This window comes from Undibacterium sp. Dicai25W (assembly GCF_049340505.1).
Lineage (GTDB): Bacteria > Pseudomonadota > Gammaproteobacteria > Burkholderiales > Burkholderiaceae_D > Undibacterium > Undibacterium jejuense.
In genome coordinates this window covers 1-24,787 of record NZ_JBMPOQ010000029.1, presented here as the reverse complement: position 1 = coordinate 24,787, position 24,787 = coordinate 1, and the positions used below count along the sequence as shown (strand labels likewise).

Sequence of the window (24,787 nt, the reverse complement as noted above, 5' to 3'; positions counted from 1 at the left end):
TCTGCCCATAAATCCTTGAACTAGCAAGAAAAACTACGCAATTGCCTCATCGGCTTGTTGTGAAAAGTCTTATGTCCATATTAAATATATTGCGTTATCCCGATCCGCGCCTTCATAAAAAGGCAAAACCGGTTACTGTTTTTGATGAAAATTTACAAAAACTCATCGCCGATATGGCGGAAACCATGTACGACGCACCCGGTGTCGGCTTGGCTGCGTCCCAGGTAGATGTCCATGAACAACTGGTCGTGATTGACACGTCAGAAACGAACGATCAGTTACAAGTTTTTATTAACCCTGAAATCACTTGGGCCAGTGCGGAAAAGAAAGTCTACGATGAAGGCTGCTTGTCCGTTCCTGGCGTCTACGATGGCGTAGAACGCCCGGCCGAGGTCAAAGTTAAGGCGCTCGATGCGAATGGCAATCCATTTGAAATCCATGCCGATGGCCTGCTTGCGGTCTGCATCCAGCATGAAATGGATCATTTACTCGGTAAAGTATTTGTCGAATATCTGTCGCCACTGAAGCGCAATCGCATCAAAACCAAGATGATCAAAGAAGAGCGCGAAATCGCTCGCAAAGAGGCAAACCGCAGATGAAGGTGATTTTTGCCGGCACACCGGAATTTGCCGCGACAGCGCTGGCCGCCTTACATCAGGCGGGGCATGAAATCGTGTTGGTGTTAACCCAACCCGATCGTCCGGCGGGACGCGGCATGCAATTGCAGGCATCAGCCGTCAAACAATATGCGCTCGCTCACAACATACCAGTGGCGCAGCCGGTATCGTTGCGTTTAGACGGCAAATACCCTGAAGTTGCAGCCGAAGCGCACGCCTTATTACACAGTACGCCACATGATGTCATGGTCGTTGCGGCATACGGTTTAATCTTGCCTTTGTCGGTTCTCAATATCCCGCGTTTGGGGAGCCTGAATATTCATGGTTCATTATTGCCACGCTGGCGTGGAGCAGCACCTATTCATCGTGCCATTGAAGTCGGGGACACTGAAACCGGCATCACGATCATGCAAATGGAAGAGGGTTTAGATACTGGCCCTATGCTGTTGACTCAAAGCGTTGCGATCAAAGACACAGACACAACCGGTAGTTTGCACGATACGCTTGCGGCTATGGGTGGGAAAATGATTGTGGAAGCCTTGCACTTGCTTGAACAAGGTCAGTTGCCCGCAACAGTACAGCCAGAGCAGGGCGTCACTTACGCCGCCAAAATCAGCAAAGAAGAAGCAAGTCTGGATTTTCTGCAATCGGCCGACACTTTGGCCAGAAAAATCCGCGCATTTAATCCATTCCCTGGCACCCATGCACAATACGGCGACAAAGCGATTAAGATTTTTGCCGCTCATGCCGTTGCCAAAAGCAGCCACGATGTGGAACCAGGTACAGTCCTGAGCGCCTCGGCGCATGACGGCATCACTGTTGCCTGCGGAGAAGGCTGCTTACAACTCACTGAATTACAAAAACCTGGTGGAAAGCGCTTGCCTGCGGCTGATTTTCTGCAAGGATTCCCACTCCCTTGCGGAAGTTCGTTCGCCTTAAAATCATCATCAGTGCAGCAAAAAAACGACAGCTTCTGAACAAATTCACCAACAAGTTACGCATTCAGATCGAAAACCAGCGTTTACTTGTTGGTGCAGAGCAAATTCTTTGTTGTCGATTAAGACTTGTTGTATTCTCTTAGGCTCAATATCGGTCATCACGAGTATTTTCAGCCGTGACGATACTGAAAAGAATTTAAAAAGGTAAGCGCATGAAGAAACTTTTACCCGTTGCCGTTGCGGCTATGCTGCTGGCGGGTTGTTCCACTCCGTTTTATGACGCCGCAAATACAGCTGGTCCTGCGGCAGAAAAGCCATCTGAGCTACATGTGGCGTCGAATTGGCTGTTGATTGCTAAGGACGTCGCAAATCAAATTAAGATCGGCACAGACAAAATTGGAGCGCCAGTATTTGTTACGCCACCAAATGATGGCAGCAAATTTGCGCAGGCGTTTTATAACCAGGTTGTCACGTCCCTCGTCAATCAAGGCGTAACAGTTAGAAAATTCAGTGATGGTACGGCACAAATTGTTGACATTGATACACAGTTAGTTCGTTTCTCCTCAGATAAGACCGAAAATCGTCATTTCCTCGGCATATCTGGATTTGGCTCATCAACAAGCGGATCAGAAGCGCAACCGACTTACGAAGTCATCGTGACAACATCATTGATCAAAAATTCTCAATACGTTACTCGTCGCACCGATGCATATCCTGTCAATGAATACGATGCTTCGCTGTATAACAAAGATGCTGAATTTAAATTTAAAATTACCGGAGGCCAATAATGTTTAAACAACTTGTACTTGCTGTTAGCTGCGGCGTGTTATTTAGCGGATGCTCAAATATGGGCAATTTCGGGATCAATTCTTCTGGCACTTCTGCTGCGGCGCTGTCCTGGAAAGAAGCGGAAACCAATGAATTTATCCCTACCAACCAAAAAGCAGCAACGGCTTTGATTGCTGCGGCTGGTAACTCTCTCGATAAATCTCGTCCATTGATCATCGCTACACTGGCTAACATCAATGCGCTGGAAGAGTCTTCACCATTTGGGCGTATTGTGGCTGAACAAGTTTCAGGACAATTTACCCGTGCCGGTTATCAAATGGTGGAAATGAAATTCCGCGATAAAGTCTTCATTAAACAAAACGTTGGTGAATTATTGCTGACCCGCGAAATTAAAGAAGTCGCACAGGATCATAGCGCTCAGGCAGTAATCGTTGGTACCTATGCGGAAAGCGAAAAAATGGTTTTCGTTAATCTGAAATTGATCCGTCCAGGTGACAACATCGTTCTCAGCACTTACGACTACGCTTTGCCAATGGACAGAACTGTCAAGTCTTTGCTCGGTCGCCACTAAGATAGCGTCCCGACACTACTTCCAGCCTTTAGTGAGGCTGGAAGTAGTATAAATACTCCCCGCCAGTATAAAAATTAGTAACTCTCTCGCCCAATTATTTCAATGCGACAGAGAGTAATTTGGTTGATACTCCCCCTTCCGTTTGTTATTTGCAATTAAGTTTTGAACATCGCACCTTGCGCCGCATGGCTGATCGCTAAGACTGCCGGATGGGTTAATTTGCGCTGAACGGAAATGGCATAAAACTGCTCGCATATACCCTCGGTGCTACCTATCAGTTTCACATCATACTGGCGCATCACCATATCGGCGATCACACTTGGTGCGGCAAACATACCAGCACCAGCCTGGCCAAACGCACACATCAAGGCACTATCGTCAAACTCGCCAGCAATTCGTGGATGCAGATTTTGCAGATCCATCCATTGCAATAAACGCGAACGCATTGCTGCATCTTCACCCGGCATTAAAAAGGGCGCCGCTTCCAGACAGAATGGAAAATTCTGCGGATATTGCTCGCTCAACGCCGTCGTCGCAAAAAAACTCACCCCCGACTCGCCTAACAGATGATTATAGGCACGGACTTTTGCATTCGCTGGCATCGGGCTATCTGAGATTACCACGTCGAGTTTGTGGGCAGCCAATTCAGCCAACAAGACATCAAATTTCCCTTCGCGGCAATTGATACGCAGGGTCTGTGGCAATTGCATGGCGGGCTCTAAAAGCTTGTAGGCGACGATTTTTGGCAATGCATCGGACACGCCAACCCGTAACTGCAAAGTGCGTTCGGTGGGGCGATGATGCAATACTTCTTCGAGCTCCTGCCCCAGTGCAAAGATATCCTCAGCGTAACTCAAAACCAGGCGACCTGCTTCGGTCAACTCAAGATTGCGCCCATTTTTACGAAATAGGGTCTCTCCTTGGTTCTGCTCAAACAAACTCAACTGTCCACTGATGGTTTGCGGAGTAAGATGCAGTTGCTCGCTGGCGCGCGCGATACTACCCGCTTTAGCAACGGCCCAAAAGTAGTGCAAATGTTTGTAATTTAAATTGGACATGTTTAGCCTGAAAATTAGCCTGAAAATGAAATACATCGAATTTTACGAAGTATTTATCAATTATATTCGACTTTTATTTCAATTCACTTGCAACTAAACTTGTGTTATCCCTTCTAATAAAGGGCAAAGACAATTGTATTTGCATCAATTTGCAAAATTTGCATTCATGTCTTCATTATTTCAGGAGAAACGTATGAAAATCACAGGTCGTACCACTGCACGTGACGTGCAAACTGTTGACTATGTCGACAGCACAGCGAGCGAGAGTTTGAAAGTCTTACGCAACACATATATGTTGCTTTCGATGACGTTGCTGTTTTCTGCGTTGACCGCAGGTTTAACCATTGCCTACGCCATTCCTGGTCCGGGTTCCATCGTGACTCTGGTTGCCTATTTTGGTCTGCTTTTTGCAACGACTAAGCTGCGTAATAGCGCGTGGGGCATCTTGTCCGTATTCGCATTAACTGGTTTTATGGGTTATAGCCTTGGTCCTATCCTGAGTCACTATTTGCACTTACCTGGCGGCGCTTCTATCGTGATGACAGCGATGGGCATGACTGGTCTGATTTTCATGGGCTTATCCGCGTACGTGCTGATCAGCAAACGCGATTTCAGCTTTATGGGCGGATTCCTGATGGCAGGCATGATCGTGGTTCTGGTAGCTAGTCTGGGTGCGATTTTCTTCCAAATCCCCGCGTTATCGTTGACTATTTCTGCAGTCATGGTGTTATTAATGTCTGGCATGATTTTGTTTGAAACTAGCAATATCATCAATGGCGGCGAAACAAATTACATCATGGCTACTGTCAATCTGTACGTAACCATTTTCAACCTGTTCATCAGCTTGTTACAGTTGTTGGGCTTTGTAGAAAGAGACTAAACCATGTTGCATTCTGTCGCAGAACCCTGGATGTGGGTTGTCTTCATAGGCTTTGTGTTTGCCATGCTGGCGGTCGATGTCTTCGCACTTGGTGGTTCACGTGCACACAAAGTCAGCATACGGGAAGCGGCGGTATGGTCGGTCATCTGGGTCAGCCTGGCATTAGGCTTTGATGCCGGTCTCTGGTTCTATCTGAAGCAAACGGCGGGTACAGAAATCGCCACCGCAAAAGCCATGGAATTTCTGACTGGCTACGTGATTGAAAAATCACTATCAGTCGACAATGTGTTTGTGTTTTTGCTGATCTTTGGTCACTTCTCTGTACCTGTCCAGTACCAACGTAAAGTCCTGCTATACGGTGTCGTTGGTGCTATCGCCATGCGCATCATCATGATTTTGGCAGGAAGTTGGGTCGTGACGCAGTTTGCCTGGGTGATGTATTTGTTTGGCATCTTCTTGCTCATCACTGGCGCAAAAATGTTGTTTTCAAATCACGAGGCAGATGTCGAAAACAATCCGGTATTGAAGTTAGCTAAGAAGTTTCTACCCTTTACCAATGAGTTTCATGAAGAGAAATTCAGCATTAAACGAGACGGAAAACGGTTTTTCACCCCTTTGCTGTTGGTGTTAATTCTGATTGAGGTCTCAGATGTGATCTTTGCGGTTGACTCGATCCCGGCCATTTTTGCTGTAACGACCGACCCGTTTATTGTGTTCACCTCGAATATCTTCGCCATCATGGGCTTGCGTGCTTTGTATTTCCTGTTGGCGGACATGGCGGATCGTTTCCATTTATTGAAATTTGGTCTGGCATTCGTACTGATGTTTGTCGGCATCAAAATGCTGATCGTTGAATGGATGCATGTGCCTACCGACGTGTCTCTCATGGTCATTGGTGTCATCCTTGGTGGCTCCGTCGTTGCTAGCTTATTAACCAGCCGCAATCAGCACAAGATCTGATAAGCATTGTATTGATTTCCCTTTGGGCATATCTTTTTATAAAGGATATGCCCTTTTTTATCAATAATTGATCCGTATTACTGGTTCTCGCTCGCTCTTAAGCAAAGAACGCATATCCATGTAACCACAATGTATAAGCAAAAACCCGTAAAAACCCACCATCATGCGTCCAAGCCCTTGATCTGACGTATAATTATTTTTTTCCAGCGCCGATTTGAGATTCAGATTGCGGGCGCGTAATAAGTGCTGCTAAAAGGACGTCGCCCGATCCGCCTGCATGCACAAGCCGATCGGGTTTTTTGCTTTTAGCGAGTGAACATCATGAACTTATCCCTGCCAGTCTCTGCCACCGAAATCCGTTTGCGTGAAATTTTGCAACAACGCATCATGATACTGGACGGTGCGATGGGTACCATGATCCAACGCTACAAGCTGACTGAAGAAGACTATCGCGGCGAGCGCTTTAAAGATTTTGTCGTTCCCGGCAAAGAGCTATTCGTCAAAGGCAATAACGAATTATTGACCTTAACCCAGCCGCATATCATTCAAGAAATCCACGAGCAATATCTGGCAGCTGGCGCCGACCTGATCGAAACCAATACCTTTGGTGCGACCACGGTGGCACAAGACGATTACCACATGGCCCATCTGGCCTATGAAATGAACGTGCAAGCGGCAAAAATTGCGCGTGCTGCGTGTGACAAATATTCGAGCGCCGACAAACCACGCTTTGTCGCAGGTGCTCTGGGGCCTACGCCAAAAACTGCATCGATTTCTCCTGATGTGAATGACCCAGCCGCACGTAATGTCACATTCGATCAACTTGTGGCCGCCTATCTGGAACAAACCCGCGGCCTAGTTGAAGGCGATGCGGACGTGCTGCTGGTTGAAACCATTTTTGATACGCTCAATTGCAAAGCTGCCCTGTTTGCGATTGACCAGTATTTTGAAGAAACTGGCAAGACCTTGCCTATTATGATTTCTGGAACGGTAACCGACGCATCAGGACGGATTTTGTCAGGTCAAACTGTACCGGCATTCTGGAATTCTGTGCGCCACGCTAAACCGCTGACCATCGGTTTGAACTGCGCTTTGGGCGCAGCGCTGATGCGTCCGTATGCAGAAGAATTATCCAAAATCGCCGACACCTTTGTGTGTATTTATCCAAATGCCGGTTTGCCTAACCCCATGAGCGATACAGGCTTTGATGAGTTGCCTGCCGATACCTCAGCATTGCTGAAAGAATTTGCGGAAGCAGGTTTCATCAACATCGCTGGTGGCTGCTGCGGTACCACGCCACCGCACATTAAGGCGATTGCCGATATTCTGCAAACCCAGGCACCGCGCGTCTTGCCGACGATAGAACCAGCAATGCGTTTGTCGGGGCTGGAGCCATTTACCATTGATGCGCAATCGCTGTTCGTCAATGTTGGCGAGCGAACGAACGTCACGGGTTCCAAAGCCTTTGCCCGTTTAATTTTAAATGAGCAATACGACGAAGCATTAGCCGTTGCACGTCAACAGGTGGAAAATGGCGCGCAGGTCATCGACATCAACATGGATGAGGCAATGCTCGATTCACAAGCCGCGATGACACGCTTTTTGAATCTGATCGCATCGGAACCGGATATTGCACGCGTACCTTTGATGATCGACTCGTCGAAATGGTCGGTGATTGAAGCTGGTTTGAAATGCGTGCAAGGCAAAGCCATCGTCAATTCAATTTCCATGAAAGAAGGCGAGGCGGAATTCCTGCGTCAGGCAACACTGTGCAAACGTTATGGTGCAGCTGTCATCGTCATGGCATTTGATGAAAAAGGCCAGGCCGATACTTACGAACGTAAAATTGAAATTTGCGAACGCGCGTACCGTTTGTTGGTCGATGCGCTGAATTTTGATCCGCAAGATATTATTTTCGATCCGAATATTTTTGCGGTCGCGACTGGCATTGAAGAACACAATAATTACGCGGTGGATTTTATCGAAGCAACGCGCTGGATACACCAAAACCTGCCAGGCGCAAAAATCAGCGGTGGTGTTTCGAACGTCAGTTTTTCTTTCCGTGGCAACGACCCCGCACGCGAAGCAATTCACACCGTATTTTTATATCACGCGATTCAAGCTGGCATGACTATGGGCATCGTCAATGCCGGCATGATAGGCGTTTATAGCGAACTTGATTCTGAATTACGCGAACGCGTGGAAGACGTGGTGCTCAATCGCCGTGAAGACGCGACTGAGCGCATGATTGAATTTGCCGCCACCCTAAAAGCCGGTGGCAAAAAAGAAGAAGCCACGCTGGAATGGCGTAGCGAACCAGTTGGCAAACGACTGGCACATGCGATGGTGCATGGCATTACGCAATGGATTGTCGAAGATACCGAAGAAGCACGCCAGGAAATCATGAACAGCGGTGGTCGCCCAATTCAAGTCATTGAAGGTCCGCTGATGGCGGGCATGAATATCGTCGGCGATTTATTCGGTCAGGGCAAAATGTTTTTGCCACAAGTGGTGAAGTCAGCACGCGTAATGAAGCAAGCGGTAGCACATCTGGTGCCGTTCATCGAAGAAGAAAAGAAGCGCAGCGGCGACAATAAACCCAAAGGTAAAATCGTCATCGCCACCGTCAAAGGTGACGTGCATGACATCGGCAAAAACATCGTCACCGTGGTTTTGCAATGTAATAACTTTGAAGTGGTAAACATGGGCGTCATGGTGCCGTGTTCAGAAATTTTAGCGAAAGCGAAAGCAGAAAACGCCGACATCATTGGCCTGTCAGGATTGATCACGCCATCACTCGAAGAAATGGCCTATGTCGCTAAAGAGATGCAACGCGATCCGCATTTCCGCATGATGAAGATACCGCTGATGATTGGTGGCGCGACTACCAGTCGCGCTCATACGGCCGTCAAAATCGCGCCGAATTACGAAGGTCCGGTGGTCTACGTGCCGGATGCATCACGCTCGGTATCGGTTGCGCAGTCCTTGCTGACACCAGAAAGCCGCGACCAATACATCGCTGATTTAGGCTCAGATTACGAACGTATCCGCGTGCAACACGCGAACAAAAAAGCCACGCCAATGGTGACACTGGCACAAGCCCGTGCCAATAAAATGAAGCTCCGCTTCGACGGCGCCAATACACCTGTCAAACCAAAGTTCATCGGTCGTCGCGTATTTAAAAACGTCGATCTCGCGACGCTTGCCAATTACATCGATTGGGGTCCGTTCTTCCAGACCTGGGATTTGGCAGGTCCGTATCCTGCGATTTTGACCGATGAAGTGGTTGGTGAAGCAGCGAGCAAGGTATTCGCTGAAGGTCAGGCAATGTTGAAAAAAATCATCGAAGGGCGCTGGCTCACCGCCAACGGCGTGGTGTCATTGTTACCTGCCAATACGGTGAATGATGACGACATAGAAATCTATACCGACGATAGCCGCCATGACGTAGCTTTCACTTATTACGGCACCCGCCAGCAAACTGAAAAGCCGGTGATTGATGGCGTGGCTCGCCCTAACCAATGTTTATCGGATTTTATCGCGCCCAAAGACAGCGGCATCGCTGACTACATAGGCATGTTTGCAGTTACTGCAGGTTTGGGTATAGAAAAGCACGAAAAACGTTTTGAAGATGCACATGATGATTACAGCAGCATCATGCTGAAATCATTAGCCGATCGATTAGCAGAAGCATTTGCCGAATATCTGCACGAACGTATACGCAAAGATTTGTGGGGTTATGCTGCCGATGAAAATTTGACGAATGCAGAACTGATTCAGGAAAGCTACAAGGGCATCCGTCCGGCACCTGGCTATCCGGCGTGTCCTGAACATACGGTCAAAACTGCCATGTTCCAACAAATGCAGTGCGAAGAAATTGACATGCACATCACCGAATCCTGGGCGATGATCCCTGGCGCTGCGGTATCCGGTTTCTACTTCGCTCATCCCGAATCCAAGTATTTCAGCGTCGGTAAAATTGGTGACGATCAGGTCAGTGATATGGCAGCCAGAAGATCTGTAGCGAAAGAAGAAGTGGAACGCTGGTTAGCGCCGAATCTATAAACTTTGGGTTCAGTAAAAAATGAGCAACACTAAGCGCTATTTTTAAACGTTTTTTGAAAATAGCACTTATCGTCGTTGAAATTCAGGCACACTTGTTTTACCAAGGAAGTATCAGACTGTTCCGATAACCTGCATTTTTTTGCAAAGGGATCTACCATGGCAGAACAAGGCAAACTTTCTTCTTGGTTAAGCGCTCATCCGGTATGGACATTTGTGCTCTTGACCAGCAGTTTTCTGGGTTTTGGCATACTCAGTGTCGACCTCGCCAAAGTGATTTTAGCCAACGCCGAATACATCAGCAGCAATGGGTGGGCAGGTCTTATCGATGGAGGCTTGCAACAGTTATTTGAGATCATCAGAAATGCGATTGCCGCCATGATGTTTTATCTCGTATTTAAACTATGCGAGCATGTGCTGGTCGAGAAATTGGCAAATCAGAATTTAAAATCACGACAAGACTAATCCGCCGTTTTAGTCGCAATTTTGTGGTGGGACGCGTGACGAAGGTTTAGCTGAAAACCAGTTTTCAGGCAAAAGTCTATACTTCTTTCATGGAAGTTCTATAGTTATAAGATGGTCGGAAGAGGTTGTGGCAGCGAAGCGATTGTTAGATACAATTTTTACATACCTTTGCTTCTACACTTTACATGATTAAATTTGCAAGGTAGTTCGGCAAATAAGCTGTCGTAAAAACTGATTTTTTGCAGCATTATTCGGCACGAGAATTCATTTCGTGACATAGTATCCTGACACACTTATCGCCCTTTAAACTGAAAGTCTTTTTAAAGACATAGAAATCCTTATTTTTATGATGTAGATGTAGTTTTTTTTACAAAGTATTAATGTACTATCATACAAATAATTTGTTTTTCTGCCTCAAAATGCTAAATTTACAAATGGGATATGTGTCCCTAGGCCGCAAACCTTTGATGAGCGGATGCAATGACTGATATTCATACAAAGTTTATCGACCTATCCCGGCTACGCGTCGGGATGTTTGTATATCTCGATGTTGGTTGGATGGATCATCCGTTTCCTGTTAGCAACTTCAAGATCAGCAGTCAAGAACAAATTGATACTTTGCGTTCCTTAGGCTTAGAACGCATACGTTACTCCCCTGATAAAAGCGTACCGCCAGATAAGGATATCAATACTGAAACTGTGGCAGACAACGCTGTTGATTTGTCAGAGAAAAATAAAAAAAGTCCGGAAGAACAAGCACTACGCCTACGCCGTGATTTGCTCGCAGATCAGGCGGTCAGCTTGCAAGTGTGCGAACGTCAGTTTACCAACGCTGCTCAGACTTTTAAGCAAATTGGAGAACAAGCGCATGCACAACCCGCTTTAGCGCGGGAATTATCCGAACAGCTGATCCAAAATTTTCTTGGCCAGATTTTGGGTGAAGATGAGGCAGCAATTCGTTTGCTTTCTGAAAAAGCGGGTGAAAAAAGTTCATTACATTCGATCAATGTGACGGTGATGTCTTTGCTGCTTGGCAAGGCATTAGATCTGAGCAAAGCCGACATGCACAGCCTGGGCGTTGGTGCGCTAGTCCACGACCTTGGGAAAATTGATTTACCGGATCGCTTACGCTGGTCAGGAGAACAATTCAATTACGCGGAAAATCAAATTTTTAATGAGCATGTCAGCCACGGTGTGAACCTGGCACGCAAAATGAATCTTTCCGCCAATGCGATGCTCTTGATCGCGCAACATCATGAGCATTTTGATGGCAGCGGCTACCCTAGTCGCGTTAAGGGAGAAAAGATGTCTCCTTTAAGCCGCATCGTGGCGCTGGTGAATCATTATGACAATATGTGCAATCCAGCTAACCCGGCGCAAGCAATCACGCCGCATGAAGCCCTGTCACAGATTTTTACCCAGCACAAAACACATTTCCACGCACCGACCCTGACCGCTTTTATCCGCATGATGGGAATTTATCCGCCGGGTTCTGTTGTACAACTGACCGATGAGCGATATGCGCTGGTCGTCTCAGTGAATTCCGCCAGGCCGATCAAACCAAAAGTCATTATTCACGACCCAACCTATCCCCGCGAGGAAGCGCTCATCATCAATCTGGAACAGGAACAGCAATTATGCATACACCGCAGTCTTAAACCTTTGCAATTACCTAAGGCTGCGTATGACTATCTATCGCCACGCAAGCGTTTATGTTACTTCTTTGAGCGCGGACTGGAAGTAGGCGCCGACTTTTCGGTTGAAGGCAGCGCATGAAACCACATCAATTGCAACCAATGATAGAGGGGATGCTAGAAGCCATCATACTGGTGGATCCTATTCAGCTGCGTATCCTCACAGCCAACCGCACTGCACATCAATTACTCAAAGTTGAGCCAGGCAGTCTTATCGGAAAAGGTATCGTCGAAATCGTTGCAGCGCCAGAAGATCTATTCTTTTGGGAAGATGTGGCAGGTGGTTTATCTGAAAATATTTATTCCGAAACACTATTGCAATGCTCAGATAAAAGCATAGTACAAGTAGAACGCCGGGTGAGCCTGGTGAAAGTAGGCATGGATACTTCATTCTATGTCGTTGCTATCCGTGATCATAGTAGTCAGCGAAAAATCGAGAATGAACTTGAAAAACTGATTGCTGAATTAAGAGGCACCTTAGAATCCACTGCCGATGGTATTCTGGTGACCAACCTCGATGGCGGCATACGCAGTTATAACCATTTGTTTTCGGAACTATGGGGATTGCCTGATGAATTGATGACCCAGCGTGATGATGGCGCCATCTATGCATGGATGGACAAGTGCATGATAGATGCTGATCGTTACACCGAACGTCTGGGGACCATAGGCCGCTCACCATTAATGGAAGCGACCGACATACTGGTACTGCGTTCCGGCAAAATTCTTGAACGGGTTACCTTGCCGCAATTCGCCCGCGGGCGTCCGATAGGTCGAGTCTACTCGTATCGTGATATTACCCAAAAGCTGGCAGACGAAGCGCGCTTGCAATTAGCTGCCAAAGTTTTTGAATCAAGCACCGATGCGATTTTCATTACCGATCACGAACAAAAAATTATTACAATTAATCCTAGTTTCGAAAAACTCACCAGTTACACCGAAAAAGAAATGCGCGGTAAAACACCGCGCGCCTTTTTTGCCACTGAAAGCAATGTCGATTTAATTGACCAATTACTTCATAAACTCGAAATCAATGGCTCGTGGGAAGGCGAATTATGGAATCGCCGTAAAAATGGCCATGCGTATTTATGCATGATTACCTTGGTTAAATTACAGGATGACCACGGTAAAACTATCAATTACATTGGCTTTTTCAAAGACCGGACAGAAACGCACGCCGCCAAACAAAAGATAGAAGAACTCGCTTTTTCTGATGCGCTCACAGGTCTTCCAAATCGTTTGTTACTCGCAGAGCGGATTCATCAGGCGATCACGCACGCCAGCCGTAAAGACGGCACCTTTGCTTTGCTATTTTTGGATCTGGATCATTTTAAACAAATCAATGATTCTCTCGGCCACCCATTCGGAGACCGTGTGTTGCTTGAAGTGACGGAACGTTTGAAACGCTGCATCCGGCAAGTTGATACAGCGTCACGCTTAGGTGGCGATGAATTTGTATTACTGCTGCACGAAGCGGATGCTGATGGTGCGGAAGTGTGTGCGCAGCGCGTCCTCGAAGAATTAACAACACCAATTACCCTGGACGGTATGAATTTCACCGTCACCTCAAGCATAGGTATAGCACTCTATCCTGCAGACGGCGTCAGCATGGATGATTTAATTAAAAATGCCGACAGCGCGATGTACCACGTTAAAGAACGTGGTCGTTCAGATTTCCGTTTTTATCAACGCCAGATGAATATTGGCTTGCTATCCCGCATGAAGCTTGATCATGCGATGCGCCAGGCTCTGGAAAAAAATCTGTTCCGAATGCATTATCAGCCACAGTTTGATTTGCATACTGGAAAAATTTTTGGGGTAGAAGCACTGATACGCTGGAATGATAAGGATTTAGGCGAAGTAAGCCCAGTGCAGTTTATTCCCATCGCTGAAGAATCTGGTGTGATCGTTCAAATTGGTCACTGGGTCATGCAAACCGCGATACGCCAGGCTGCTCTGTGGAATCAACAAGGGCACACATTAAAGATGGGCTTTAATGTCTCAGGTTTGCAATTTCAACAATCGAATTTTGTCGAATTGGTGGCTGCCGAGCTGGAGGCGAATAATTTGAGCCCTGACTGTATCGATCTTGAACTAACCGAATCGGTACTGATCAAGGATATTGATGAGAATCTGAAAAAGCTCAATGCTCTCGCCAAACTCGGCGTTAAACTTTCAATTGATGATTTCGGGACTGGTTATTCCAGTCTCAGCTATCTGAAGCGTTTTCCGATTCACAAATTAAAAATTGATCGTTCGTTTGTCGAAGATTTACCGGAAGACGAAAGCAACGCGGCGATTGTCACGGCCATTATTCATCTGGCTCACGCGTTGAAACTGCAAGTCATCGCAGAAGGTGTCGAGACTGAGCAGCAGCGGAATTTTTTATGCACATTGCAATGTGACGAATTGCAGGGATATTTATTTGCACCTGCGATGTCGGTTGAAGAATTTGAACGACACTTTTTACAGGACGCTCATAATTTAGCCTGCCACTTGCGAGTTTCTTCCTGAATGGAGGCAATTTGTTCCTGAGTCAAACCTGATCTGACCAGATCGCGGCTATCTATCAATTTGCTACCAACATTCATACTTGCTTGGAGTAAGTACTGATAACCGGTAACGACATCTTTTTCTACACCAATGCCGTACAAATACTGTCTACCTAACTGAAACTGCGCGGAAGACAAACCTTTCTTTGCAGCTTGCTCGAATAAAGCAACCGCCCTTTTTTCATCTTTTGGCACGCCATGTCCATCTCTATACATTAACCCGAGATGGTACTGTGCAGCTGGATTTTTTTGCAAAGCTGCTTTTTGATAGAAGGCGGCGGCTTTTTCAAAATCTTGTGTAACACTTTGGCCAAGTTCATAAAGAGATCCTAAAATCAACTGTGCCGATGAAAAATTTTGTTTGGAAGCCATATTGAGCAAGTCCAAAGCATATGCCTCATCCTTTACAGCACCTTCGCCGGTCAGATAAAGTAAACCCAAATTTGTTTGGGCACCTGGATGTCCAAGCTCTGCGGCACGCGCAAACCATAATCTCGCTTCCTCCGGACTTTGATAACCAAAATCACCGTTCAAGTACGCCAATGCCAGAGTATTCTGCGCTTCCATGTCTCCCAACAATGCCCAATGCTGAACTTGCATTTCATCTTCATCGAAATCATCATCACCTAACGCACTCGCACATGAGGTAAATATCAGCAAGGCAAAAAAAAGATGGGGCCACTTTTTCATCATTTTCTTTCGCTTTTTTAGACTTGATTTGATACTACGCTTTTCATACATAAAAACATGTTTCTTTCGTGTCGAATAAGGTAACGAATTGTTGAGTAGAAACACACTAACTGTTAAGTCGCAAGGTACACTAATAGAAATTTAAATGGAAGGGCTAAACCTTGAATCAGGTCACCAAAAAAAAATATCGTATCGGTTTAATCGCAAACAGATCCCATCAGGATGCACAAGATTCAGCTTTAGTGCAACTGATACGTGGATCCCGCCATGCGATCTCGTTTTTGCAGCCAGAATTTGTCGTTGTTGGTCGAACGCTCGATACCATGATCGCCCACGGTCTGATGGAAATTTGTACGCAAGTTGAACGCTTCCCGTACGGCCGTGATGGAGGCTTGATGAAATTGGTATCACGAGTGGTTGATCATGATCCGCTCAAAGCCGTTGATGCGGTGATCTATTTGATTGATCCGGTCGATCCTTCGTCCATTTTTCCCGAAGCAGTGGCACTTAAACGCCAATGTGTGATTCATAAAAAGCCGTTTCTGGCGACGTTAGCAAGTGCGCGTGAATGGTTGGAATTGGAAGCGCATTCGGCGGGGGCGCCACCTGATATCAGCCTCGATCACAGCTTTAAGTTGCAACAAGAAGGCATCGCCCTCATCGCACATGATGCAATGAAACAAAAGATGTTGTTACTTGCTGAAAAACATTTTGCACTACTTGACCAGTTTAAACACCGTTACGCGACGGGAACGACCGGTGGTTTGCTGAATCAACTCGCACAAAAAATCAAAGGGGAGGATGCTGGGCGTGATTGGGTTAAACCTTATTTGTCTGGTCCATTAGGTGGTGATGCACAATTGGCAGAGCTGGTTTTAGACCGTGAAATCCGACGAATTCTTTTCCTCGAAGATCCCCATGTTGCACGACAACATGAAGCTGATATTCAACTATTGGAAAGAGCCGCCCGCACTGTGACAGAATTTGCTCAGGTCATCAGTGAAGCCGATGGCGTTGACCATTGGTTGTCAAATTTGGGCAAGCGTGTTGATGCCAGCGAACATCGTGATCAATGATTTACCTGAGCTAACCTGGAAAGAAAAAAATGACACGCAGATATTCCGATATGAACCAGCACGACGCCTTGTACAAAGTCGCACGCGCCTATCCAGGTGGCCTGGAAGCGCTTGCCGCCAAGCTGGATATGTCGGTGAATGTATTGAGAAACAAATTAGCACCAGGTATCGATACGCATTACCCTTCGTTTGAAGAGCTATCGCAAATCGTTGAGTGCTGCGATGCGGCAGGGGTGAGTGATGCCCATTTACCTTTGCATGCTCTGTTAGGACGGCATGGGCTGGCAGCCTTTGTCATTCCTGAACCCGGACAAATTAAAGATGATGATTTGTCGCGCACCGTTTGCCGCGTCATGAGTCAGGTTGGCGACGTGGCTGAAGCAGTTTCTACAGCCTTACTGGATGGAGTAATTACAGATGCTGAAGCTGACTTAATTGAACGCGAATTTCAGGCTGCCCTGACTGTATTGGGAGAATGGCGTGCCCGCATACGTGCGCATCGTCAATCGCAAGATTGAAGTACATTGTTTAACGTTTGCGATGTAGCTATATGGTGGCCATATGTGAACTAAGCCACAAGCGCGAATAGTTAGTTTGCTTTAGAATGAATCTCTCTGTTGACACGATAATTTCCATGTCTGACGAAATTCCTCCAGATCATCCGCGCCCAAAATCCGTTGCGGATCTGTTTTTTTCTTTCACTCTGCTGGCATTGCAAGGCTTCGGGGGCGTACTGGCAATTGTCCAGCGTGAGCTGATAGAAAAGAAACGTTGGCTAACGCCGGAAGAATTTGTTGAAGACTGGGCAGTGGCGCAAATTATGCCAGGGCCGAACGTCATTAACCTGTCGATGATGGTCGGTAATCGTTATTTCGGCTTACGCGGAGCGCTTGCTGCCTTAGCCGGAATGATTACGGTACCACTCGTGATTGTTCTGATTTTAGCAGTCATGTATGCCCAATATGCAAATCATCTAGGAGTTGCAGGAGCCTTACGGGGAATGAGTGCAGTCACCGCCGGATTGATTTTCGCATCTGGCCTAAAGCTTATTCCCGCACTAAAAAACCATCCATTAAGCCAACGTGCCGCTTTGCTTTTGAGTACGATTTGCTTTATCTGCATCGCTCTGTTTCGTGTTCCACTAGTGTACGTCTTGCTTGGTTTGGGCGCGGTATCTTGGTCTCTGGTTTATAAAAAGCTAAAAAAATAATGTCGATTCCTGAGCATATCTTGGCAATACACATGCAATGGTCTGATTGGCTACATTTGTGGATGCATTTTTTAATGTTGTCCTTGTTATCGATAGGCGGTGCAATTTCTACTTTGCCTGATATGCAACGCTATCTCGTTGGTCAACAACACTGGCTAACTGACACCCAATTTAATTCCTCGGTCGCCATTGCTCAGGCAGCACCTGGACCTAATGTTTTGTTCATTGCTTTAATGGGTTGGAATGTCGGTCTCAATGCTGGCAGTATGTGGATAGGTTTGTTGGGCGTGATGATTACAATGAGTGGAATTTTATTACCGAGCACGACGCTGACGTTTATGGCGGCACGTTGGGGCCATGCGAATCGTGAATTGCGTATTGTCCGCAGTTTTAAACTTGGCATGGCACCGATCGTAGTGGGTTTGTTGCTTTCCACGGGTTGGATTATGTGTGCCTCCCATAACATCCCGTCCAAAGACTGGCCGATCTGGATGCTGTCCGCCTTGTGCGCCCTGGTCGTCTGGCGCACCCGAATTCATCTACTATGGTTGCTGGCTTTGGGTGCCGTGTTGGGGTGGTTTGGGCTGGTGTAGTCGATATGATTTTTTACGACTAATTCAATATCTAAAACGCTCCCACTCCTTAGAACCAAGCCGCGTGCGCCCTACGGCCGCGTTCTTTTCTTTACGTGGAAAAGAAAAGAACGCAAATGAAAGGCGAGGGTGAGGGTGGTCACAATGCTGATTACTTCAATGAAACAGGAACTGATTCAAATAAAACCATTCATCTTTATCAGACCACCTACACAGATTGCATCCTTATTTCAACATCAAACAAAACCCAAATTCCGGCTACTCACATTGTAGTTCGTCAGGTTTGGTAACAAGGTCAGCAAATCGCTGTCGGATAAGCCCAGCCATTTACCCAATGTTGCCGCGTATTGATCCACCGACGTGGTTGGTAATAAACGTCCCTGTCCAACATCATCAGGGCCATTCGAAGCGATAATCGGTGGCGTGCCATAAAAACGCTGGCCATTGACTGCGCCCCCCATCACAAAGTGCATGCTACCCCAGCCGTGATCTGAACCATCGTTATTGCCACTTAAAGTACGGCCAAAATCAGAAGCGGTAAAGCTGGTGACGTTGTTCGCAACACCGAGTTCCACGGTGGCGTTATAAAACGCCGACATCGCATCCGCCAGGCCTGTCATCAATTTGGGATGGGTCGTCACCAAACCATCGTGTGTATCATATCCATTCATAGACACAAAAAATACCTGACGTTTTGCACCTGTCGTCGCAGCAATTGAAATCATGCGCGCAACCATTTTTAATTGGTCTGCCAAATTGTTTTGCGTCGGAAATACTGTTTTTAATGCTGGTGCACTTGCCAGGGCGCCTGTCAAAATCTGATTGGCGCCAATGGCGCGCGCATTGATGCGGTTGTATTCGTTTTCCAGCAAATTTGACCGTGTCTGAGTCACTAAATTTTGTAAAGCGGTCGAACATGCGGTGGAACCGAATAATGGTGATTTGAGCCCATTAAGAGGAACTGATCCGTTGGTCGAGATTTGGTATTGCACTGCTGTATTTCCCGACAAGTACACGGCATTGCCTGAAACATTAATGCAGGTAAAGGTCGAATTGGTATTTGCTGATTGAAACAAATCCCCCATTTTCCCACCCCAACCAGACTTTGCGCCTTCAGATGAGGTCGATTGCCAGACCGACTGTTGGTCATTATGTGAAAACAGTTTTGGCGGTAAAGGGACGCTTTTGTTCGTGTATTGCAGCTTTGTTGTTGGCTGCATTAATGTCCCCACATTCAATATCACGGCCATTTTGCCAGCGTTAAATATAGGCATTAAAGGTGCTAACTCTGGCGCCAATGCATATTGATGACTGAACCCGGCACTGTCGACCGGGGTATTGAGTGGATTAAGTACGGTATTGGTCAGCGAGCTTTGTGCATAACCCAAATTTGGGCGCAAATTAAAATACGCTTTATAGCCGCTCGTATCGTAGGGAACGACGGTATTACCGTAATCATTTCCACCGTACAAAAAGATGCAAACAGTGGCTTTGTAATCGGTTGCATTCGCAGCAGATGCTTCCGACAAGGCTGCTAAATTCAATGCCCATGGCGTTGCAACACCGGCGATCGATAAGGTAGAGGCACGCTGTAAAAATGCGCGGCGTGACGCATTCATCGTTGGCTTATTGGTCATGATGAAATCCTTATTTCTGTACGATATATTCTGGCGCAGCGAAGACTAAGGTCAATGCGGCGTAAATACGATTAAGTGTCGGTGTGTCAGTCGCAGTACCGGTGCCACTGGGCATGCTACTGATGGCTGTCGCTAAAGTCGCAATCGTGGCATCACTAAGCTGGCCAGCAGCAATGACCAAATTAATTTCTGTCAATAAGGCAGTCGGATTCGCCGCCAATGGAAGCAAGCTACTGTAATCCGGCACCAGATCAGCATTACCCTTGCTGACCATTCTTTGCATAAAATTGACGTAACCAATCACTGTCGATTCGTTGGTTATCTGAAATTCCGGCGCCACTAAAGAGGCGTTCGAGATCGAGGTATTTGGCGGCACATAACCCGGACGGAAGAAGTTGAATACCGAGCCTGAACGTAACGGGCTCTGTCCCAATCTGGAAGCTGCATCACTGGTGTTACCGACATTCCATAAATCGCTAGGTGAGGTCACACTGTAGGCACGCGCCCAGCTCAAAAAGCGGTAAATCGGTTCACGCAATTTGCCGAATTGAGGGTTACTCAGATTGCTGCTATTGCGCGCTTCGTCATCCAATAACAGGGCTTTAACCACTGCAGCCAGATTTCCTTTAACGCCGGTGCCATCATTCGAAAAAACTGCTGCAATGCGTTGCACATAAGCAGGTGACGGATTACTGGTGACCAGACGCTGAATCAGTTGCCGACTGACGAAAGGCGCCACATTTGGATGGGCGAAAATGATATCAAGCGCAGCCGCCATACTTTGTGGTCCATCCAACCCCGCTGGCACAGTGCTACCAAGGAAAGTCGATGCACCGGTTTCATGACGACTTGCAATTTGCGTTAAAGGACGTTGAAGAAAATCAGGGGTTGTTTTATCACTTGTAGAGACATCAAAATCCCAACCAGTGAAGATACGCGCTAAACCAGTAATATCATCGAGCGTATAAGTTTCTTGATTAACTCCGTTGACCGTGATGGGCGTGCCATCCTGATTGAGTTTCAACAAACCAACAGAAAACAACTGCATGAGTTCGCGGGCATAATTTTCGTCCGGAAGAGTGCCTTTGGCCGGATTTGCCTTCAGATTACCGGCGAAAGTCAGATACTGCCCCATCGCACTATTGGTGGATATCGCTTGCAATAATTTGCGGTAATTGCCAAAGGCATTTGCTTCTAATACATCGAGATAATTTGCTGCTGCAAAAGCCTGCCAACTGGCCCCTGTCAGACCATCGATTCCAACCACCAAAATCTCGGCCAGTGCATGTGTCACCCTTTGTCTCAGGGTGTCTGGTGAATTAATCAGCTTGTACCACGCGACAGAGTCAAAACCATTTTGCGTGAAAATATTTGCCGCGGCATCAAAACCTTTGGTCTTGAGCCAGCTCCAGCGACTGGTAGACTGTGGCATTGCTATTTGTGCATCAATCCACGCTGCATAACCAGATGCCTGTACTTGCGCCATTTGTGCCCGCGTGCCACCCACCGAAGCTTGCGCTAGAAACCGGGCGGCCTGTGTATCGGTAACCGGTGTCGGAGGTGTCGGAGGTGTTGTAGAAGAGGTTGATCCGTTCGCACTGCTACCCGTCGCGCCCCCGCCCCCGCCACACGCTTCAAGAAGCAAACTGCCACCAACGGCCAACGCCACTGTTCCAGTGGAATTGACGGTAGAAAATTGTGTACCTTCGCTCTCCTGCTGTGGCAGGTATTCTATTTGTTCACCAGATTCTTGCATGACTTGCTCCATGTAATACGAGACTATTGTTCGATTATGGCTAGATTAGGGGATTGCCTAAGGATTGCCTATCGGAATTTGTTGTTTCACTCGTTACAAATTAATTTCCAGGTCATCTAAAATATGGTTTTTCATAGAGGAAAAATTTTCGATCGCGAATCACTCCTGAAATTTTTTGTTACACATTACGTTTTAATGACATGAAAAAAATTGTACATCAGGTATTTTTTAAGAAAGCTTTGTTACAGTTAGGCGTTAAGATTGAGGTATCCTTGGCAACTCAAAATCCAGTCACCCTGAAACAGCATCCATGAAGTTGAGTATAGAAGCACCTGACAACGAAATTGCTGAACCTGGCGAGGTTCACCTGCATCTGAGATTTCGGCCCGTCAATTTCATCGGCATCGCTATCGTTCTCATCATTCACGCTCTACTGTTATATTTCTTACTCAACATACAAGTAGAAAAAAAGAAAAAGCAAGGTGATGACGCAGGCTCGCACACGCCGATGGTGTTGATTCTGGATAAAGCTGTCGTAGCAAAAATGGCTGCGCCAGCACCAAAAAAATCAACCCCGAAACCACCGCTCATTCCACATACGAAAAAATCCATCACGCCGCCGACACCCGTCGCACCAGTGCAGTCAGCTCAAACGACGGTAAATACGCCCACACCGATCGTCGAAGCGCCGCCGCAACAAGACATGATGAGTATGTTAAATGCTGCGCGTGAGCGCCGCCGTGCTCAACAGGAAGCGGCAAATCAAGAAGACCAAGCCAATAATCAGTCGAATCGCGGTATGAGTGCGCAAGAGGTTGTAGAAGCCAATGTCAGGCACAGTATGCAACAAGCAGCAGGGCGCGATGGTACTAATGGCGTATTCCAAATTATTAGTATGAGTACACGTGTCGGTAGTTTTTCATTCCGCGGCTGGAAGCCTACGTCTGGAAGCACATGGAAACAAACGATAGAAGTCGATGCAGGCTTAGGTGGCGATCTGCAATTGGCAATGATAAGACGTATGATTGAATTGATTCGCTCGCATTATCCAGGTGATTTTAGTTGGGAATCACGCCGCTTGGGTCGTGTGGTCACGCTATCAGCACGACCACAGGATAGCGAACAACTGGAAGCCTTCCTCAGAAAAGAATTTTTCGGCTAAATCTGTACAAGATTGCTCCCAAAAGCGCAAAGGCGTTTGCGCTATCAGTTGGCTCTTGTTGTCGCATGCGTGCGAGCAAGGATTGTTTTTGTTCTAACAAAACGTGGCTGTCGCTGAACGCATTCAGCTTTAACCAAGTGTTGCACGACACGGTATGACTTTGTTCTTGCGTCAACATCAAACTAGCTGTTGTACTGTAGCCGTCAAGGTGACAAGGCTTTTCCTCAACAGATAATCGACCGCTGTTCACATACAGGAAAGTGCCTTTTTTTGCATAAAAAGACTGCGTCTGATGACGTTGGATAGATATCGTTTGCATGGCAGGTTCTCACGAATGCTTGATTAGGTGCACAGCATACGACCCGCAAGAATAGGCGAACAGGTACAGAATTTCACTATCTGTATCGCATCATGCAGTAAAATTCTCATCTGTTATGGTCGCAATTTTTGCGAACTGTATCTTTGCCAGCAACCACTGACGACGCAAGATCTGTTTTATGCAAGCACCTACACTTTACCGACAACTGGCGGAACATTATCTCAGCGCAATTCGTCATGGCACCTTAGCCACAGGTGACCGTATGCCATCAGTGCGAAAACTGATGCAATTACATGAGGTCAGCTTATCGACAGCCTTGCAAATGTGCCGCTATTTAGAAGCTGAAGGCTGGCTGGAGGCACGACCACGATCTGGCTATTTTGTGCGCCAACCCAGACGCATACGTCTGGCACCCGCTTTAGAGCCAAAACCAGCAACAGTAATCGATCCGGCGCAATTTGTCGGCATCCATGAACGGGTATCGTCCATCATTGCCCAGGGACAGCGTCCAGTTAAAATCAACCTGGCTCGCGCAACTGGTGCGCCGGATTTGTATCCGCACAAACAGTTGCGGCAACTCGCGAGTAGCCTGCTGCGCCAGTATCCATTGTTGCTGACCAAAGCAATTTCGCCGGGTGGCAACCGAGATTTAAAATCAGCATTAGCCAAACGCGCGCTCGATGTGGGGATTAGCACTAGCGCTGATGAAGTGATCGTTACTAATGGCTGCATCGAAGCATTGAATCTCGCTTTGCGCGCCGTAGCCCACGCTGGTGATGTCATCGCTGTCGAGTCGCCGACTTTTTACGGCTTGCTACAAGTGCTGGAAAGTCTGGGTATGAAGGCATTGGAAATACCAACCAGCCCAAGTACAGGCATCTCACTTGAAGCCCTGGAGCTGGCGATGCAAACCTATGACAACATTAAAGCAGTCGTCGTTGTACCTCATCTGCAAAACCCGCTTGGCAGCATCATGCCAGATGCGCATAAACAAAGATTGGTTACACTTTGCGAAGCAAAGAATATCCCCTTGATTGAAGATGACTCTTACAGTGCGCTGGCCAATGGCGACAAAATCCCGACCGCCGCTAAACATTGGGATCAAACTGGCAACGTGATTTACTGTGCTTCACTACATAAAATTTTAGCGCCCGGCTTACGCTTGGGCTGGATGCTCGGCGGTCGCTGGCAAGCACGTATCAGCATGTTCAAATACGCGCAAACCCGCTACAACGAAGAACTATCGCAGTTGATCGCCGCGACCTTTTTACAATCCAGTAGCTATGACAGACATTTGCGTAAATTGCGCACCACCTTGACACAACAACGTGAAAAAATGGCGGAAGGTATTGCGACTTATTTTCCGGAAGGCACTCGCTTGACGATGCCTGATGGCGGCGTGTCGGTGTGGGTAGAAATGCCACCGCAAGTCTCATCGCGCGCCGTGTTTGATGCAGCATTACGTCAGGATATTTTGGTATCACCTGGTTTGCTGTATTCGAATTCAAACCGGTTTGATCATTTCCTCAGACTCAATTGCGGTACGCATTATTCGCATGAATTGGAAGGCGCTTTACGTACCCTGGGTCAGATTGCACATGATCTGGCACGCACTAAAAAAGTGGCTGTGGTGTAACCCTCCCGTAAAATCAAGCCATGCATAACCAGAGTTCTTGAGGCAAACTTATATGCCAAAGGAGAACAGAAATGCGTAAGAGCAGATTTACAGAGACACAGATCATTGGAATATTGAAAGCG

The 24,787-nt window shown here is 47.0% G+C and carries 21 protein-coding genes; 16 read left to right on the top strand and 5 right to left on the bottom strand.

Features of this window, described 5'->3' with window-relative positions; all coding sequences use genetic code 11:
- Positions 1–71 precede the first annotated feature (71 nt).
- The 4 genes from def to ACO0KY_RS18770 all read left to right on the top strand — a co-directional run bounded on the left by def (position 72) and on the right by ACO0KY_RS18770 (position 2,915).
- Positions 72–599, top strand: coding sequence for a peptide deformylase (gene def / locus ACO0KY_RS18785; RefSeq protein ID WP_186912076.1), 528 nt, complete (start codon positions 72–74; stop codon positions 597–599).
- Entirely contained in the window at positions 596–1,594 is a 999-nt protein-coding gene (gene fmt, locus ACO0KY_RS18780) for a methionyl-tRNA formyltransferase (protein WP_423048650.1), read from the top strand. Before def ends, fmt begins: the two co-directional genes overlap by 4 nt.
- 173 nt (positions 1,595–1,767) lie before the next feature.
- Positions 1,768–2,343: a hypothetical protein gene (locus ACO0KY_RS18775; protein ID WP_186912074.1), complete on the top strand. Its 576-nt coding sequence runs from the start codon at positions 1,768–1,770 to the stop codon at positions 2,341–2,343.
- Complete coding sequence (locus ACO0KY_RS18770; RefSeq protein ID WP_423048647.1) at positions 2,343–2,915, top strand: FlgO family outer membrane protein; 573 nt, start codon at positions 2,343–2,345, stop codon at positions 2,913–2,915. Before ACO0KY_RS18775 ends, ACO0KY_RS18770 begins: the two co-directional genes overlap by 1 nt.
- Positions 2,916–3,070: 155 nt before the next feature.
- Here the strand turns inward: ACO0KY_RS18770 and nhaR are convergent, their stop codons facing one another.
- On the bottom strand, positions 3,071–3,973 hold the full coding sequence (gene nhaR, locus ACO0KY_RS18765; RefSeq protein ID WP_423048645.1) for a transcriptional activator NhaR: 903 nt from the start codon (positions 3,971–3,973) through the stop codon (positions 3,071–3,073).
- 193 nt (positions 3,974–4,166) lie between these two features.
- Between nhaR and ACO0KY_RS18760 the strand changes: the two genes are divergently transcribed.
- From ACO0KY_RS18760 to ACO0KY_RS18735, 6 genes are all read left to right on the top strand, one after another.
- Positions 4,167–4,853: a Bax inhibitor-1/YccA family protein gene (locus tag ACO0KY_RS18760; RefSeq protein ID WP_423048643.1), complete on the top strand. Its 687-nt coding sequence runs from the start codon at positions 4,167–4,169 to the stop codon at positions 4,851–4,853.
- 3 nt (positions 4,854–4,856) lie between these two features.
- Positions 4,857–5,813: a TerC family protein gene (locus tag ACO0KY_RS18755; protein WP_423048641.1), complete on the top strand. Its 957-nt coding sequence runs from the start codon at positions 4,857–4,859 to the stop codon at positions 5,811–5,813.
- A gap of 321 nt (positions 5,814–6,134) precedes the next feature.
- On the top strand, positions 6,135–9,878 hold the full coding sequence (gene metH / locus ACO0KY_RS18750; protein WP_423048639.1) for a methionine synthase: 3,744 nt from the start codon (positions 6,135–6,137) through the stop codon (positions 9,876–9,878).
- A 156-nt stretch (positions 9,879–10,034) separates the two neighbouring features.
- Positions 10,035–10,340 (top strand): hypothetical protein, encoded by a 306-nt coding sequence (locus ACO0KY_RS18745; protein WP_423048637.1) that lies wholly within the window; start codon positions 10,035–10,037, stop codon positions 10,338–10,340.
- 480 nt (positions 10,341–10,820) lie between these two features.
- A complete protein-coding gene (locus ACO0KY_RS18740; protein ID WP_423048635.1) occupies positions 10,821–12,116 on the top strand; it encodes an HD-GYP domain-containing protein in 1,296 nt (431 codons plus the stop codon).
- Positions 12,113–14,548: a sensor domain-containing protein gene (locus ACO0KY_RS18735; protein WP_423048633.1), complete on the top strand. Its 2,436-nt coding sequence runs from the start codon at positions 12,113–12,115 to the stop codon at positions 14,546–14,548. The genes ACO0KY_RS18740 and ACO0KY_RS18735 overlap by 4 nt, the downstream gene beginning before the upstream one ends.
- Here ACO0KY_RS18735 and ACO0KY_RS18730 read toward each other — a convergent pair.
- A complete protein-coding gene (locus tag ACO0KY_RS18730) occupies positions 14,512–15,327 on the bottom strand; it encodes a tetratricopeptide repeat protein (RefSeq protein ID WP_423048631.1) in 816 nt (271 codons plus the stop codon). The genes ACO0KY_RS18735 and ACO0KY_RS18730 overlap by 37 nt on opposite strands.
- A 110-nt stretch (positions 15,328–15,437) precedes the next feature.
- Between ACO0KY_RS18730 and ACO0KY_RS18725 the strand changes: the two genes are divergently transcribed.
- The 4 genes from ACO0KY_RS18725 to ACO0KY_RS18710 all read left to right on the top strand — a co-directional run bounded on the left by ACO0KY_RS18725 (position 15,438) and on the right by ACO0KY_RS18710 (position 18,155).
- The gene (locus ACO0KY_RS18725; protein ID WP_186912065.1) at positions 15,438–16,352 is read left to right on the top strand and encodes a methylglyoxal synthase; all 915 of its coding nucleotides are present in this window, start codon (positions 15,438–15,440) and stop codon (positions 16,350–16,352) included.
- A 29-nt stretch (positions 16,353–16,381) separates the two neighbouring features.
- The gene (locus tag ACO0KY_RS18720; protein WP_186912064.1) at positions 16,382–16,870 is read left to right on the top strand and encodes a phage regulatory CII family protein; all 489 of its coding nucleotides are present in this window, start codon (positions 16,382–16,384) and stop codon (positions 16,868–16,870) included.
- 116 nt (positions 16,871–16,986) lie between these two features.
- A complete protein-coding gene (locus tag ACO0KY_RS18715; RefSeq protein WP_423048628.1) occupies positions 16,987–17,562 on the top strand; it encodes a chromate transporter in 576 nt (191 codons plus the stop codon).
- Positions 17,563–17,594: 32 nt separating this feature from the next.
- On the top strand, positions 17,595–18,155 hold the full coding sequence (locus ACO0KY_RS18710) for a chromate transporter (RefSeq protein ID WP_423048626.1): 561 nt from the start codon (positions 17,595–17,597) through the stop codon (positions 18,153–18,155).
- Between the two features lie 236 nt (positions 18,156–18,391).
- Here ACO0KY_RS18710 and ACO0KY_RS18705 read toward each other — a convergent pair whose 3' ends face one another.
- Both ACO0KY_RS18705 and ACO0KY_RS18700 read right to left on the bottom strand, forming a co-directional pair.
- A complete protein-coding gene (locus ACO0KY_RS18705; protein WP_423048624.1) occupies positions 18,392–19,792 on the bottom strand; it encodes a DUF1501 domain-containing protein in 1,401 nt (466 codons plus the stop codon).
- Positions 19,793–19,802: 10 nt separating this feature from the next.
- Positions 19,803–21,548, bottom strand: coding sequence for a DUF1800 domain-containing protein (locus tag ACO0KY_RS18700; protein WP_423048622.1), 1,746 nt, complete (start codon positions 21,546–21,548; stop codon positions 19,803–19,805).
- A 310-nt stretch (positions 21,549–21,858) separates the two neighbouring features.
- Between ACO0KY_RS18700 and ACO0KY_RS18695 the strand changes: the two genes are divergently transcribed.
- Positions 21,859–22,710: a hypothetical protein gene (locus ACO0KY_RS18695; protein ID WP_423048620.1), complete on the top strand. Its 852-nt coding sequence runs from the start codon at positions 21,859–21,861 to the stop codon at positions 22,708–22,710.
- On the opposite strand, the gene ACO0KY_RS18690 is transcribed toward ACO0KY_RS18695, so the two are convergent.
- Positions 22,688–23,029, bottom strand: a complete 342-nt coding sequence (locus ACO0KY_RS18690) for a hypothetical protein (protein ID WP_423048618.1) — start codon at positions 23,027–23,029, stop codon at positions 22,688–22,690. The two genes, ACO0KY_RS18695 and ACO0KY_RS18690, sit on opposite strands and share 23 nt — an antisense overlap.
- 178 nt (positions 23,030–23,207) lie before the next feature.
- Here ACO0KY_RS18690 and ACO0KY_RS18685 point away from each other — a divergent pair, with 178 nt between their 5' ends.
- Entirely contained in the window at positions 23,208–24,665 is a 1,458-nt protein-coding gene (locus tag ACO0KY_RS18685; protein WP_423048616.1) for a PLP-dependent aminotransferase family protein, read from the top strand.
- Positions 24,666–24,787: the final 122 nt, after the last annotated feature.

Coding starts and splice junctions, on each gene's coding strand:
- ACO0KY_RS18715 (WP_423048628.1), top strand. CDS start 16,987: ATGTCTGACGAAATTCCTCCAGATCATCCGCGCCCAAAATCCGTTGCG.
- nhaR (WP_423048645.1), bottom strand. CDS start 3,973: ATGTCCAATTTAAATTACAAACATTTGCACTACTTTTGGGCCGTTGCT.
- ACO0KY_RS18700 (WP_423048622.1), bottom strand. CDS start 21,548: ATGCAAGAATCTGGTGAACAAATAGAATACCTGCCACAGCAGGAGAGC.
- ACO0KY_RS18735 (WP_423048633.1), top strand. CDS start 12,113: ATGAAACCACATCAATTGCAACCAATGATAGAGGGGATGCTAGAAGCC.
- ACO0KY_RS18770 (WP_423048647.1), top strand. CDS start 2,343: ATGTTTAAACAACTTGTACTTGCTGTTAGCTGCGGCGTGTTATTTAGC.
- fmt (WP_423048650.1), top strand. CDS start 596: ATGAAGGTGATTTTTGCCGGCACACCGGAATTTGCCGCGACAGCGCTG.
- ACO0KY_RS18760 (WP_423048643.1), top strand. CDS start 4,167: ATGAAAATCACAGGTCGTACCACTGCACGTGACGTGCAAACTGTTGAC.
- ACO0KY_RS18775 (WP_186912074.1), top strand. CDS start 1,768: ATGAAGAAACTTTTACCCGTTGCCGTTGCGGCTATGCTGCTGGCGGGT.
- ACO0KY_RS18690 (WP_423048618.1), bottom strand. CDS start 23,029: ATGCAAACGATATCTATCCAACGTCATCAGACGCAGTCTTTTTATGCA.
- ACO0KY_RS18745 (WP_423048637.1), top strand. CDS start 10,035: ATGGCAGAACAAGGCAAACTTTCTTCTTGGTTAAGCGCTCATCCGGTA.
- ACO0KY_RS18695 (WP_423048620.1), top strand. CDS start 21,859: ATGAAGTTGAGTATAGAAGCACCTGACAACGAAATTGCTGAACCTGGC.
- ACO0KY_RS18730 (WP_423048631.1), bottom strand. CDS start 15,327: ATGTATGAAAAGCGTAGTATCAAATCAAGTCTAAAAAAGCGAAAGAAA.
- ACO0KY_RS18710 (WP_423048626.1), top strand. CDS start 17,595: ATGCAATGGTCTGATTGGCTACATTTGTGGATGCATTTTTTAATGTTG.
- ACO0KY_RS18705 (WP_423048624.1), bottom strand. CDS start 19,792: ATGACCAATAAGCCAACGATGAATGCGTCACGCCGCGCATTTTTACAG.
- ACO0KY_RS18740 (WP_423048635.1), top strand. CDS start 10,821: ATGACTGATATTCATACAAAGTTTATCGACCTATCCCGGCTACGCGTC.
- ACO0KY_RS18720 (WP_186912064.1), top strand. CDS start 16,382: ATGACACGCAGATATTCCGATATGAACCAGCACGACGCCTTGTACAAA.
- ACO0KY_RS18755 (WP_423048641.1), top strand. CDS start 4,857: ATGTTGCATTCTGTCGCAGAACCCTGGATGTGGGTTGTCTTCATAGGC.
- def (WP_186912076.1), top strand. CDS start 72: ATGTCCATATTAAATATATTGCGTTATCCCGATCCGCGCCTTCATAAA.
- ACO0KY_RS18685 (WP_423048616.1), top strand. CDS start 23,208: ATGCAAGCACCTACACTTTACCGACAACTGGCGGAACATTATCTCAGC.
- metH (WP_423048639.1), top strand. CDS start 6,135: ATGAACTTATCCCTGCCAGTCTCTGCCACCGAAATCCGTTTGCGTGAA.